The organism is Microbacterium sp. MYb72 (assembly GCF_002979415.1).
GTDB lineage: Bacteria > Actinomycetota > Actinomycetes > Actinomycetales > Microbacteriaceae > Microbacterium > Microbacterium natoriense.
Genome location: NZ_PCOT01000005.1, coordinates 51,119 through 63,281 on the forward strand (window position 1 = coordinate 51,119; position 12,163 = coordinate 63,281).

Genomic DNA, 12,163 nt, shown 5'->3' on the forward strand with positions numbered 1-12,163 from the left:
GGAAGTGGATCGGCACCCGACCGAGACCCCTGAACCCCGACGGAAGGAAACCCATGACCGACGCCCCCCGCGATCTCGGCCGTGATCTCGCGCGCATCGCGATCTTCGCCGCGCTCATCATCGTCCTCGGAACGGTCACGATCCCGCTGCCCGGCGGAGTCCCGATCACCGCGCAGACCCTGGGAGTCATGCTGGCCGGCACGGTGCTCGGACCCCGCAGAGGACCGCTCGCCGTGCTCCTGGTCCTGGTGCTCGCAGCGATCGGACTCCCCGTGCTCGCGGGCGGGCGGGGAGGCCTCGGCGTGTTCGTGGGGCCGACCGCCGGCTACATGCTGGGCTGGATCTTCGGCGTCATCGTGATCGGCCTCATCGTCCGCAGCGGACGGCTGACCTGGTGGCGCACAGCCATCGGCACGGTCGTCGGCGGCATCCTCGTTGTCTACCTGTTCGGCATCCCCGTGCAGTCGCTCGTGCTCGGCGTCGATCTTCTCCCCACGGCGGCATCGACGGTGGTCTTCCTCCCCGGGGACCTGCTGAAGGCGGCCGCGGCCACCGCCTTGACCCTGGCGCTGGCCAGGGCGTACCCGCCGGCCTTCGGCGGCTCCATCCGGCTCGAGCGGACGCGGGCGCGTGCGGCCTGAGACCGATCTGCGAACCGTCGCGCTCGACCGGGTCTCGGTCGAGCGCGACGGCCGGCGCATCCTCTCGGAGGTCAGCCTCGCGATGGACGCGCCGCGGATCGCGGTGATCGGGGCGAACGGCTCGGGCAAGTCGACCTTCGCCCGGCTGCTGAACGGACTCGTCTCCCCGTCGACGGGGCGGGTGTCGGTGCACGGCCTCGACTCCTCGCGCGACCGCGCGGCGCTCCGCCGCCGGGTCGGCTTCGTGTTCACCGATCCGCAGGCGCAGATCCTGATGCCGACACCCGCCGAGGATGTGGCGCTGTCGCTCCGCGGCCTTCCTCGGGCCGAGATCGACCGTCGGGTGACGGAGGCGCTGGCCGAGCACGGGCTCGCCGGTCACGCCGACGTTCCCGCATCGGCGCTGTCGGGAGGGCAGAAGCAGCTGCTGGCCCTCGCTTCGGTGCTGATCACCGAGCCGGCGCTCGTGGTGGCCGATGAGCCGACGACCCTGCTCGATCTGCGCAACGCGCGCCGTGTCGGCGATCTGCTGCTGTCCCTGGAGGCTCAGGTGGTCGTCGTCACCCACGACCTCGAGCTCGCGGGGCGATGCGATGCGGCGGTGCTCTTCGCCGACGGCCGCCTGGTGGACGTGGGCGATCCTGACGAGCTCATCCCGACGTATCGGCGGATGTGCGGATGATCCAGCTCTATCGCCCTGGCACGAGTGCCGTGCACCGGCTCCCCGCAGCGGTGAAGCTCGCCGTACTCGCTGCGACCGCCGTCGCGCTGTCCCTCGCCCCTCCGGACCCGTGGATCATCGGGGTCGCTCTGGCGTCGGTGTTCTCCCTGTACGGACTCGCGCGGTTCCCGCCGATCGTGCCTGCCGCCGAGCTCTGGCGCCTCCGGTGGATCGTGCTCGTGCTGGGCGCCGCGCTGTGGATCTTCGTCGGGCCGCTCACCGCCTGGATCAACACCGGACGTGTCGTCGCGCTGGTGCTGCTGGCCGGGCTGCTCACCCTGACGACGAGGATGGGGGAGCTGCTGGCGGTGCTCCATGCGGCGCTCCGGCCGCTCCGTCGCTGCGGAGTGGACGTCGAGGCCGTGGCGATGACGGTGTCGCTGGCGATCACCATGGTCCCCGTCGTCGCGGGTTTCGCCGATCAGGTGCGCGAGGCTCAGCGCGCGCGGGGGGCGAGACTCGGCATCCGCTGGATCGTTCCGCTCATGGTGCGGACGCTGCGCCATGCCGACGATGTGGGCGATGCGCTGGCGGCGCGCGGGCTCGGCTGAGCAGCGCGGGCGAGACGCAGCGCGATCAGCAGCGCGCCCACCGCGATGGCCGCGGTCAGGACGGAGGTCCCCGCGACGAGCAGGAGCACGACCCCGCACAGACCGATCAGCGTCGCTGCGGCGACTCCGCGCCCCGAGATCGAGGGAGAGGGCGCCGCTGCGGTCTCGAACCGCGTGAGGGCGAGCGCGACCAGCGCCGTGAGAGCCAGAGCGGTGGCGAGCCAGAGCGGCCGTCCGAGCCACCAGAGGGTGCTGCTCGGTTCGGGGAGCGCCATTCCGGTGCCCAGGGCGACCATCGCCGAGGCCCCGGCCATCACGAGCAGCACGGGCATGTGCCACAGGTAGATCGTCATGGTGCGTCCGTTCACGAAGGAGCTGAACGCGGCCGCGCGCGCCCCACGGCTGAACGCCGAGATGCGATCGCGGAACAGGGAGACGAGGCTGAGGTGCACCGCGCCGACGAGCAGGAGGGCGCCCGTGGGCGGGTTGATGTTCGCGATGAGGTCGGGGGAGTACACCCCGGTCGCGAAGGAGAGGACCAGGAGCGCGGCGGCGCCGACGGCGACGCCCTTCCGGACGCGGCGGCTCAGGGCATCGATCGAGCCGTCGGCGAAGAAGAATCCGAGCTGCTGCAGAGCCATCCACACGAAGGCGAGGTTCACGAATCCGATGCCATCGATGCCGGTCGCCGCGCGGATGCCGTCCACGACGAGGGCCGCTGCGGCGAGCGCGCCGAGGGTGCGCAGCGGAGCCCGGTCATGGGCCGCCGACAGCGCGGGCAGCAGCGCCTGGCAGAGCAGGAAGACGCCGAGGAACCACAGCGGCTGCCCGTAGCGGAATCCGGCGATCGCGATGAGGTCGGCGGGGACGCCCGAGAGAGCGAGCACCGCGAGAGCCGCACCGACCAGGCCGATCGCGAAGACGGCGGGGCGCAGGAGGCGGTGCACCCTGGCGGCGACGAAGGCCGTGGCGGTTCCTCCGCGCTCGCGCTGCCTGCGGTACGCGATGACGCCGGCGAATCCGCCGATGATGAAGAAGAGCGGCATCACCTGCAGCATCCAGCTCACCGGGACGATCCACCAGGAGCCTTCCGCGGCGTTCGCGAACACGGGGTCCGTTCCGGAGACCGTCACACCCACCATGATCGAGTGGAGCAGCACGACCCCGGTCACGCACAGCGCGCGGAGCAGATCGATCCCCGTGTCGCGGGTGCTCCGCGGTACGGCCGACGATGCGACGGCGGGCGGTGTCTGAACGGTGCTCATGGGTCCTCCTCGGGAGCGGTGTCCCAGGAGACTATGGAGCCGGCGAGTGGCGAGGCATCACCCCGCGGTGCCGTTCTCGCCCCCTACCGTGGGGTGAGACAGCGGCATGACGGACGTCAGGACGCGGGTTCGACGAGGCCCGCGTCATACGCGAGGATGACGGCGTGCACGCGGTCACGCAGCCCGAGCTTGGCGAGCACCTTGCCGACGTGGGTCTTGACGGTCTGCTCCGCGATGAAGAGGTCGGCCGCGATCTCGCTGTTGGAGCGCCCTCGACCGATCAGCACGAGCACCTCGCGCTCGCGGTCGGTCAGGTCGGAGAGGGCCGTGGCGGCGCGGGGAGCACGCGGTCTGCGGCTGGAGAACTGCTCGATCAGCCGCCGGGTCACGCTCGGGGCCAGCAGCGCGTCGCCCCCTGCCACGACGCGTACGGCGTGCACGAGCTCCTCGGGCAGGGCGTCCTTCAGCAGGAACCCGCTCGCCCCCGCTTCGAGGGCGTCGTACACGTAGTCGTCGATGTCGAACGTGGTCAGCATCAGGATGCGCGGAACGTGAGCCGCGGGATAGCCGGGACCGAGGATGCGACGGGTCGCCTCGATGCCGTCGAGCTCCGGCATCCGCACGTCCATCAGGATGACGTCGGGGTCGAGCCGGGCCGACATCGCGACCGCCTCCGCGCCGTTGGCGGCCTGCCCGGCGACCCGGATGCCGTCGTGGGCGTCGAGGAGCGCGGCGAACCCCGCCCGGACCATGGCCTGGTCGTCGGCGATGAGGACGTTGATCGTCATGGGTTCTCCTGTGCGATGTCGAGGGGCAGCTCGGCGATGACGGACCAGCTGCCGTCGTCCTGATGGCCTGCGGTGAGGGAACCGCCGAGGAGCTCCGCGCGCTCGCGCATGCCGCGCAGACCGTGTCCGGAGCCGGCAGGGCCCTCGGCGTGTGCGGCCGGGTTGGAGACGCGGATGCGGAGCGCGCCGTGGTCTGTCTGCAACCGCACCGCGACGGGGGCGCCCGGGCTGTGCCTGACGGCGTTGCTCAGTCCCTCCTGCACGATGCGGTAGGCCGCGATCTGCACCGCCACCGGGGCCGTGGACGTCGCCCCGGTGATCTCCAGTCCCACGGCGACCCCGGCCCGACGGATGCTGTCGACCAGCCCGGGGATATCCTCGATGTCGTGCTGCGGAGCGAGCTCGGCGCTCTGATCCTCGGTGCGCAGCACGCCGAGCATCCTTCTCATCTCCATCAGCGAGGTGCGGGCCGTCGCTGCGATGCTCTCGAACTCCGTGGTCGCCTCCGCGCCGATGCCCGGCAGGCGGTAGCGGGCCGTCGATGCTTGCACCTGGATCACCGACATGCTGTGCGCGATGACGTCGTGCAGCTCCCTGGCGATGCGCGTGCGCTCCTCCATGAGCGCCCGGCGAGACTGCTCGAGGGCCGAGTGCTCCCTCTCGCGCGACAGCTCCTGAGCGACGTGCAGCCTGCCGGCCGCGAGCATCGCGATCAGGTAGCCGCCGCAGGCGACGGATGCCGTCACGATGAGATTCGCGGTCGCGGCGTTGCCCGCATGGACGTCGGGGCGGAGCAGGGGGACCGCGAGGGATCCGATCATGCCGATCACGAGCGGGTAGGCGCCGATGCGGGCGCCGTGACGGAAGGTCACGACGCCGACGAACAGCACGAAGGCGAGCATGGCGGGCACCGACCACGGCCAGGGCGCCGCGGGGCCGCCGGACGCGGAGACCAGCAGGGGGAGTGCGAACGCGCCGCCGCAGAACATCGCGATCGCGGTCAGGGGGCGGGTCAGCGAGAGAAGAGGGGCAGCGCAGATCGCGGCCCCGAGGATGAACACCAGCGGCAGCAGGGTGCCGTAGATCGTCGCGTGCAGGGAGACCAGGACGGCGAACAGCGCGACCGACGCCGCGGACACGCCGATCAGCGCGCCGGTGCGCGCACTGATGCGGGGGAGACGGAGGCGGCGGGCCATGCTGTCATCCTGCCAGCTGCAGAGCGCTTTCGCGGCGACGCCGTGACGAGGCGATCCTGTCGATCACGATCCCGATCGACAGCGCCACGGCGACCCCGATGACCGCGCTGAGGAGCGGCTGGTCCTTGATCCAGGCCCCCGCCAACAGCCCGATCGCGATGCTCAGGGCGCTCCAGCTGATGCCGGCGACGATGCTGAGCGGCACGAAGCGACGCCACGGGAACCCGAGCGCCCCCGCCGACATGTTGACCGCGACCCGGCCGACCGGGATGTACCGCGCCCCGAGGATGAGCGCGGCGCTGCGTCGATCCAGCGCGCGTTGGGCGTGGGCGAACGCGGCCTGGATGCGCGGTCGTCTCATCCAGGAGAAGCGGGTGGTGCCGACGCGACGCCCGATCGCGAAGGCGATGTTGTCGCCGATCGCCGCTCCGACGGCCGCGATGACGCCGAGGGCGCACAGGGTCGCGATCTGGCCGGAGGAGGCGGCGACCGCCGCCGCGGCGACGAGCACGGTCTCGCTGGGCACCGGTGGGAAGAAGCCGTCGATGATCGTCACGGCGAAGAGCACGACGTAGAGCCAGGGAGAGGCGACGGTCTGCATGATGATCTCGTTGATGACGTCCACCCCTCCACGCTAGGAAGCGGGCGCATCGGACGGCATCCACCCGCGGTATCGTCCTCGTCACCCTGTGGGGTGATCTTCCTGGGAATGCTCGATGAGCGTGCCGGTTTATACTGGGAGGCTGGCCCATCGGCCGCCTCCCACCCCGAACGAACGGACATCCCGCTGTGCTTGCCGTGCACGAACTCGAAATCCGCGTTGGCGCACGCCTGCTCATGGAGAATGTCTCGTTCCGCGTCTCCGATGGAGACAAGATCGGTCTGGTCGGGCGCAACGGCGCCGGCAAGACCACTCTGACGAAGGTGCTCGCCGGAGACGTGCTCCCGTCCGGCGGCAGCGTCACGCGCTCGGGCGAGCTCGGCTATCTGCCGCAGGACCCCCGCTCGGGCGACCCGGAGATGCTCGCACGCACGCGCATCCTCGACGCTCGCGGCCTCGGGACGCTGGCGCTCGGCATGGCCGAGGCCACGGTCGCGATGGGCTCGGACGACCCGGCCGTCGCCGAGAAGGCGATGAAGCGCTACGCCAGGCTCACCGAGGAGTTCGAGGGGCAGGGCGGCTACGCGGCCGAGGCCGAGGCGGCGTCCATCGCGAACAACCTCTCGCTTCCCGATCGGATCCTCGATCAGCCCCTCAAGACCCTGTCCGGCGGTCAGCGCCGCCGCATCGAGCTCGCGCGCATCCTCTTCTCGGATGCCGAGACGATGATCCTCGACGAGCCCACCAACCACCTCGACGCCGACAGTGTCGTGTGGCTCCGCGAGTTCCTGAAGAACTACAAGGGCGGGCTGATCGTCATCAGCCACGACGTCGAGCTCGTCGGCGAGACCGTGAACCGCGTGTTCTACCTCGATGCCAACCGTCAGGTCATCGACGCCTACAACATGAACTGGAAGAACTACCTCCGCCAGCGCGCCGCCGACGAGGAGCGTCGCAAGAAGGAGCGCGCGAACGCGGAGAAGAAGGCGACGACCCTGCAGCAGCAGGCCGCGCGCTTCGGCGCCAAGGCCTCCAAGGCCGCCGCCGCTCACCAGATGATCGCACGCGCCGAGAAGCTGCTCGCCGGTCTGGATGAGGTGCGCCAGGAGGACCGCGTCGCCAAGCTCCGGTTCCCGAAGCCGGCGCCCTGCGGCAAGACGCCCATGATGGCGAGCGGTCTGTCGAAGTCGTACGGCTCGCTGGAGATCTTCACCGACGTCGACCTCGCGATCGACCGCGGATCCAAGGTCGTCGTCCTCGGCCTGAACGGCGCGGGCAAGACGACGTTGCTGCGGATGCTCGCGGGCGTGGACCAGCCCGACACCGGGCAGCTCGAACCGGGCCACGGTCTGAAGGTCGGCTACTACGCCCAGGAGCACGAGAACCTCGATGTGAGCCGTTCGGTGCTCGAGAACATGGTCTCGGCCGCTCCGCACATCACCGAGACCGAGGCGCGCAAGGTCCTCGGTTCGTTCCTCTTCACGGGCGACGACGTGCTGAAGCCGGCCGGCGTGCTCTCCGGAGGTGAGAAGACGCGTCTGTCGCTCGCGACCCTGGTCGTGTCGTCGGCGAACTTGCTGCTGCTCGACGAGCCGACGAACAACCTCGACCCCGCCTCCCGCGAGGAGATCCTCGGCGCGCTCGCGCACTACGAGGGCGCCGTGGTGCTCGTCTCGCACGACCCCGGCGCCGTGCAGTCGCTCAACCCCGAGCGCGTGCTGATCCTGCCCGACGGCGTCGAGGACATCTGGAGCCAGGAGTACCAGGACCTCATCGAGCTCGCGTGACCTGACCCGTCGTCGGCCGCGCGGGGTGCTCTGTCGGCGCTCGGTCGTAGTCTGGGGGCGTGCCGAAGGAATCTCCCGCCCCCGTCGTCGACCGCTTGCGTGCGCTGGCCTCGCTGACCGGACGCGCTCCGGTCCTCGCGTTGGATGGTCTCCCGACCGACCCGGTCGCGCTGTTCCTCGAGTGGCTCGAGTGCGCCGTGTCGGCGGGGGTTCCGGAGCCGCACGTGATGACGCTCGCGACCGTGGACGCCGAGGGCATCCCCGATGCGCGCACCCTCATCCTGAAGGACGTGTCCCTGCGCGGCTGGGCGTTCGCGGGGCTGCGCTCCTCGACGAAGGGCGAGCAGCTGGCGGCGCGTCCGGTCGCGGCGTTGAACTTCTGGTGGCAACCGCAGGTCCGTGCCGTCCGCGTCCGCGGACGCGTCGAGGAGGCGAGTCCCGAAGAGAGCGCCGCTGACCTCGCTGCGCGCTCCGCTGCCGCACGCGACGGGGTGGCCGCAGACGACTGGGTGCTCTGGCGTCTCGTCCCCGACCGCATCGAGTTCTGGCAGGGGTCGGGCGATCGGCGTCACGCGAGAATCGTGTACACGAGGGATGCCGCGGGCTGGAGCCGCAGCGGCGCAGGAACGGAGGACGGACGATGACCGGATACCAGGTGACGGAGATCGGCGCGCTCGACGAGTGGCGGGGGCACTTCGGCGGGTTCGACGAGGCGCGGTCCCGTGACGGTCGTCGCGTCGTCGATCACGAGCTCACGATGCAGTTCATCGGGATGACGGCCAATGCGCTCCTGCCGGGCGAGGAGGCGGGGTACTGGCACGTGCACCAGAAGGTCGAGGAGGTCTACGTCTTCCTCGGCGGGCGAGGCCAGATGGGCCTGGACGATGATGTCGTCGAGGTCGGACCAGGCACCGTCATCCGTGTCGGGCAGGGTGTCGCCCGCACCTGGCGTGCACGCCCAGACAGCCCAGGCGAACTGCGCTGGCTCTGTGTGCGTGCCGGAGGTGAGGAGCTGCCGCACCTTCCGGACGACAGCTCCCGTCTTCCCGAGCGTCCGATGCCGTGGACGGACTGACGCGCGTCCGCGCGGTCTGCTGGGACTGGAACGGCACGCTGCTCGACGACGCGGCCCTGTGCCGACAGGTGATGAACCGCGTGCTGTCGGAACACGGACTCGACGAGCTGGGGGATGCTGCGGCCTACCGCTCGGCGTTCCGCTTCCCGATCCGCGACTTCTACGCCGACCTGGGCATCCGCGACGCGCTGTTCGAACCGGCTGCCCGGAGATACCTCGAGCTCCTCGCGCGGCGCACGGGGGAGGCCTCGCTGCACGCCGGTGCGCACCGCACGATCGCGGCCGTCGCCGGACTCGGACACCGGCAGGTCCTGGCCTCGGCGACCCTGACCGACGTCCTGAGCGCGCAGATGGCGCCGCACGGCATCGCCGATGAGTTCGAGGCCGTGCTGTCCATTCACGATCCGTTCCGTGCGTCCAAGCACGATGCGATCCAGGGCTGGCTCGATTCGTCGGGACTCGACGCCGACGAGGTGCTGATGATCGGCGACACCAATCATGACCGGGAGATCGCGGACGCCCTCGGAGCATCCTTCGTGCATTTCGACGGCGGACACCAGGTCGCACCGGAGGAGCGGACGCGCATCGCCGCCCTGGAGGAGCTGATCCCGCTGCTCGCCGGCTGAATGTCTGCGGTCGGTGAGACCATGTGCCGTGCGCACAACAGACGTCCGGTTGCCGGATCCGCCATCCTCGCCCCCGGTGTTCGACGACGACTTCTCCACGGGCGTCGATCCCGCCCGCTGGGTCGCGCACTATCTCCCGCAGTGGACCGTCCCTGAGCGGTCGGAGGCGAGGTACGCGAACAGCCGCGACGGGCTGGAGCTGCGTATCGACGCGGATCAACTCGACTGGCGTCCTGAGGACGCGCCTCTTCGGGTGTCGAATCTCCAGACCGGTGTGTTCTCGGGCCCTACGGGGTCGGCGCGGGGGACTCATCGTCACCGCCCCGATGGTCTCGTCGTGCGCACCGAGACGCCGACGAGGCTGCTGTTCGCGCCGGATCACGGCCGCATCGACATCTCCGTGAGCGCCAGCAACGATCCCGGCTGCATGCTCGCGGCCTGGCTCGTGGGAACGGAGCATTTATCCGCCGACGACTCGGGAGAGATCTGCGTCTTCGAGATCGATGCGGACGCGATCGGCGCGTCCACGGTCGCTCGCTCCGGCGTGAAGGCGCATCACGACCCGCGGATGACCACCGACATGGCCGAGGTGACGCTGCCCTTCGACGCGGGTCTTCCGCATACGTGGACCGTCATCTGGGGAGCGGGGGAGACGATCATCGGATGCGAGGGGATCGTCCTCCGCAGAATCCGCCAGGCGCCGGAGTACCCGCTGTTCCTGCTGATCGATCTGTTCGAGACGGCGCCGCCCTCCGGCGAGTATCCGAAGACGGCGATCGTCCGTCGGGTCCGTGCGTGGGACGGCTGACGGGTCAGCGGGCGTCGAGCAGTTCGTCTTCGATGTCGGCGTCACGGTCGCGGCTGCGCCTGCGCTTCTCCTTCACCGGGATGCCCTCGACCTCTTCGCGGTGCTTCACGATCTCGGTGCGGATGATGTACCCGATGAAGATGAAGCCCATGATCGCGAACAGGATCCACTGGATCGCGTAGGACAGGTGCGGGCCGGGGTCGTCGGTGGGGGAGTCGAAGGTGCCGAGGGGTGCGGCCGCCGGCTTCTCGCTGACGAGCTGGCCGTAGGCGCTGGTCACGACATCGTCGCCTCCGACGAGCGCGGCCACCGTCGGCAGGTGGATGGTCGCCACCTGGCCTTCGGCGGCTCCACGGCCGGACGCGGGGAGCCTCTCGCCAGGTCGAAGCCGCACGACGACCTCGACCTCTCCCTGCGGCGGTGCGGGAACGGCGTCCGGGGTGTCGCCCTCGCCGGGCGCGACCCACCCGCGATCGACGATGAAGACTCGGCCGTCGCCGGTCTGGAACGGCACCAGGATCTCGAAGGCGACCGTCCCTCCGTGCGGGCGGTTGCGGACGAGCAGCTGCTGGTCGGTGAGATACGAGCCGTTCAGCGTCACCGGATGCCATTCGTCGCCTGCGTGGAAGCGTCCGTCGGATCCGATCAGATCGTCCAGGGGTACGGGATCGGCCTCGTAGTTCTGCTCGACGAGGGCGATCTGCTCGGTGCGGGAGGCATTGCGATCGAACTGCCAGTGCGACAGGAAGACGCACGCGATCGCGAATCCGATCGCGATGAGCACGTACACCGTCCAGCGCAGCATCCGCTGGCTCATGCGGGGACTCCGTCTCTGATCGTCACGGGGAAGTCCCTCGCCGCGAGATAGTCGTGCAGGAACCCCGCGTGGTCATCGCAGGCGAGCCAGATCTTCTCGCGATCGGCCGCGTGGATGCGCGGATTCCGCCACACGACCTGTTTCGTCGCCGCGCTCCGGCAGCCGGCGCGCGAGCACTCCAGTGCCGTCACTCCTCGTCCTGCCGACGTTCGTGGATCGTGATGATGTGGGTCTCGGACGGCGTCTCGACGGTCTCCGACAGGCGAGTCGTCGCCTCGATCTCCTGCACCGGCGACTCGGCGGTCGTCTCCGTGCTGTCGCTGCCCGCGTTCGCGAACACGACCGCGATGTAGGGGAGGACGGCAGCCGCGATCCCGAACACCCAGGTGTACCACCCGTAGGGCTGGACCAGCGCCATCAGTCCGAAGCACACCACGCGGATCGTCATCGTGAGCGCGTAGCGGCGCACGCGATGGTCGGCCTCGTCCCGCGGCGACTGCGGCAGGGAGGTGACGGCGGGCACCAGACGCTTGTTCTTCACGATGCATCAAGCCTACGCCGCCGGGGAGGCTGTGGAGCTCGCCGCAGGGGATCAGCTGTTGACGAGGAACGGCACGGAGAAGGCGCCGAAGAACAAGAACGCGAACAGGACGATCGCGATCTGCGCGACGAGGAGCCCGATGCCGGCGTAACCCGTGATGAGTCCCGCGATGGCCATGCCTCGGCCGCCGAGGGCGGGGTTGCTCTTGATCTGCTTCAGAGCCATGTGGCCGGTGATGACGGCGACGATGGAGGCGACGACGGGGGCCCACAACCAGAACAGCACGAGCCCGCCGATGCCGCAGATCAGCGACGTGAGCGCGAGTCCGCTGTTCGGACGGGGAGCCGTGTAGCCCTGGGCGCCGTACGGATACCCGGGGGCAGGCTGGGTCGGGGGCACCGACGCGTAGTACTGCTGCTGGGGCGCGGGTGCGCCGTAGGCGGGCGGGGCTGCCGGAGCCGCGTACGGCTGCGGAGCGGCGGGGGCGCCGTACGGGGGCTGAGCCGGGGGATAGGCGGGAGCCGCGCCGGGGTACGCCTGGCCGGGAGCGCCCGCCGGGTAGGCCTGGGGCGGAGAAGCGGGCGGAGCTGCCGGAGGCTGGATCGGCTGCGGCTCGCCTGCAGGACCGGGGATGCTGTTGTCGCTCACGTCGAAGCCTTTCGTCGCCTTCAGCGTTTCAGCCGCGTGTTGTTCTGTCAAACGTCATCCCGGTCGCACACGGCATCATCGATAGGATCGATGTCGAC

The 12,163-nt window shown here is 70.1% G+C and carries 16 protein-coding genes; 8 read left to right on the forward strand and 8 right to left on the reverse strand.

All coding sequences use genetic code 11. The annotated features are described in order from the left end of the window. Positions 1-53: 53 nt before the first annotated feature. The 3 genes from CQ047_RS03975 to CQ047_RS03985 are packed head-to-tail and all read left to right on the forward strand — an operon-like array spanning position 54 to position 1,913. Positions 54-641 (forward strand): biotin transporter BioY, encoded by a 588-nt coding sequence (locus CQ047_RS03975; RefSeq protein ID WP_105672994.1) that lies wholly within the window; start codon positions 54-56, stop codon positions 639-641. Continuing rightward, positions 631-1,323 (forward strand): energy-coupling factor ABC transporter ATP-binding protein, encoded by a 693-nt coding sequence (locus CQ047_RS03980; RefSeq protein ID WP_258132466.1) that lies wholly within the window; start codon positions 631-633, stop codon positions 1,321-1,323. The genes CQ047_RS03975 and CQ047_RS03980 overlap by 11 nt, the downstream gene beginning before the upstream one ends. Next, positions 1,320-1,913 carry an energy-coupling factor transporter transmembrane component T gene (locus CQ047_RS03985; RefSeq protein WP_105672995.1) on the forward strand — a complete coding sequence of 198 codons (594 nt, stop codon included), beginning with the start codon at positions 1,320-1,322 and terminating at the stop codon, positions 1,911-1,913. Before CQ047_RS03980 ends, CQ047_RS03985 begins: the two co-directional genes overlap by 4 nt. On the opposite strand, the gene CQ047_RS03990 is transcribed toward CQ047_RS03985, so the two are convergent. From CQ047_RS03990 to CQ047_RS04005, 4 genes are all read right to left on the reverse strand, one after another. Then, positions 1,799-3,178, reverse strand: coding sequence for an acyltransferase (locus CQ047_RS03990; RefSeq protein WP_105672996.1), 1,380 nt, complete (start codon positions 3,176-3,178; stop codon positions 1,799-1,801). The two genes, CQ047_RS03985 and CQ047_RS03990, sit on opposite strands and share 115 nt — an antisense overlap. Positions 3,179-3,294: 116 nt before the next feature. Beyond that, positions 3,295-3,966, reverse strand: a complete 672-nt coding sequence (locus CQ047_RS03995) for a response regulator transcription factor (RefSeq protein ID WP_105672997.1) — start codon at positions 3,964-3,966, stop codon at positions 3,295-3,297. After that, the gene (locus CQ047_RS04000) at positions 3,963-5,162 is read right to left on the reverse strand and encodes a sensor histidine kinase (protein WP_105672998.1); all 1,200 of its coding nucleotides are present in this window, start codon (positions 5,160-5,162) and stop codon (positions 3,963-3,965) included. Before CQ047_RS04000 ends, CQ047_RS03995 begins: the two co-directional genes overlap by 4 nt. A gap of 4 nt (positions 5,163-5,166) precedes the next feature. Beyond that, a complete protein-coding gene (locus CQ047_RS04005; protein ID WP_105672999.1) occupies positions 5,167-5,787 on the reverse strand; it encodes a DedA family protein in 621 nt (206 codons plus the stop codon). Between the two features lie 164 nt (positions 5,788-5,951). Here CQ047_RS04005 and CQ047_RS04010 point away from each other — a divergent pair, with 164 nt between their 5' ends. From CQ047_RS04010 to CQ047_RS04030, 5 genes are all read left to right on the forward strand, one after another. Then, positions 5,952-7,550 (forward strand): ABC-F family ATP-binding cassette domain-containing protein, encoded by a 1,599-nt coding sequence (locus CQ047_RS04010; protein ID WP_105673000.1) that lies wholly within the window; start codon positions 5,952-5,954, stop codon positions 7,548-7,550. A gap of 59 nt (positions 7,551-7,609) precedes the next feature. Continuing rightward, positions 7,610-8,194: a pyridoxamine 5'-phosphate oxidase family protein gene (locus tag CQ047_RS04015; protein WP_105673001.1), complete on the forward strand. Its 585-nt coding sequence runs from the start codon at positions 7,610-7,612 to the stop codon at positions 8,192-8,194. Further along, the gene (locus tag CQ047_RS04020) at positions 8,191-8,625 is read left to right on the forward strand and encodes a cupin domain-containing protein (RefSeq protein ID WP_105673002.1); all 435 of its coding nucleotides are present in this window, start codon (positions 8,191-8,193) and stop codon (positions 8,623-8,625) included. Before CQ047_RS04015 ends, CQ047_RS04020 begins: the two co-directional genes overlap by 4 nt. Further along, positions 8,613-9,251, forward strand: coding sequence for an HAD family hydrolase (locus tag CQ047_RS04025; protein ID WP_105673003.1), 639 nt, complete (start codon positions 8,613-8,615; stop codon positions 9,249-9,251). The genes CQ047_RS04020 and CQ047_RS04025 overlap by 13 nt, the downstream gene beginning before the upstream one ends. A 76-nt stretch (positions 9,252-9,327) precedes the next feature. Further along, positions 9,328-10,059 carry a hypothetical protein gene (locus CQ047_RS04030; protein WP_105673004.1) on the forward strand — a complete coding sequence of 244 codons (732 nt, stop codon included), beginning with the start codon at positions 9,328-9,330 and terminating at the stop codon, positions 10,057-10,059. A 4-nt stretch (positions 10,060-10,063) separates the two neighbouring features. On the opposite strand, the gene CQ047_RS04035 is transcribed toward CQ047_RS04030, so the two are convergent. Genes CQ047_RS04035 through CQ047_RS04050 form a run of 4 tightly spaced genes read right to left on the reverse strand, consistent with a single transcriptional unit; the run spans position 10,064 to position 12,065 of the window. Beyond that, positions 10,064-10,876, reverse strand: coding sequence for an SURF1 family protein (locus tag CQ047_RS04035; protein WP_105673005.1), 813 nt, complete (start codon positions 10,874-10,876; stop codon positions 10,064-10,066). Beyond that, on the reverse strand, positions 10,873-11,067 hold the full coding sequence (locus CQ047_RS04040) for a hypothetical protein (RefSeq protein WP_105673006.1): 195 nt from the start codon (positions 11,065-11,067) through the stop codon (positions 10,873-10,875). Before CQ047_RS04040 ends, CQ047_RS04035 begins: the two co-directional genes overlap by 4 nt. Then, positions 11,064-11,417 carry a DUF3099 domain-containing protein gene (locus tag CQ047_RS04045; RefSeq protein ID WP_105673007.1) on the reverse strand — a complete coding sequence of 118 codons (354 nt, stop codon included), beginning with the start codon at positions 11,415-11,417 and terminating at the stop codon, positions 11,064-11,066. Before CQ047_RS04045 ends, CQ047_RS04040 begins: the two co-directional genes overlap by 4 nt. Before the next feature lie 51 nt (positions 11,418-11,468). Next, positions 11,469-12,065: a DUF4190 domain-containing protein gene (locus tag CQ047_RS04050; protein WP_105673008.1), complete on the reverse strand. Its 597-nt coding sequence runs from the start codon at positions 12,063-12,065 to the stop codon at positions 11,469-11,471. Positions 12,066-12,163: the final 98 nt, after the last annotated feature.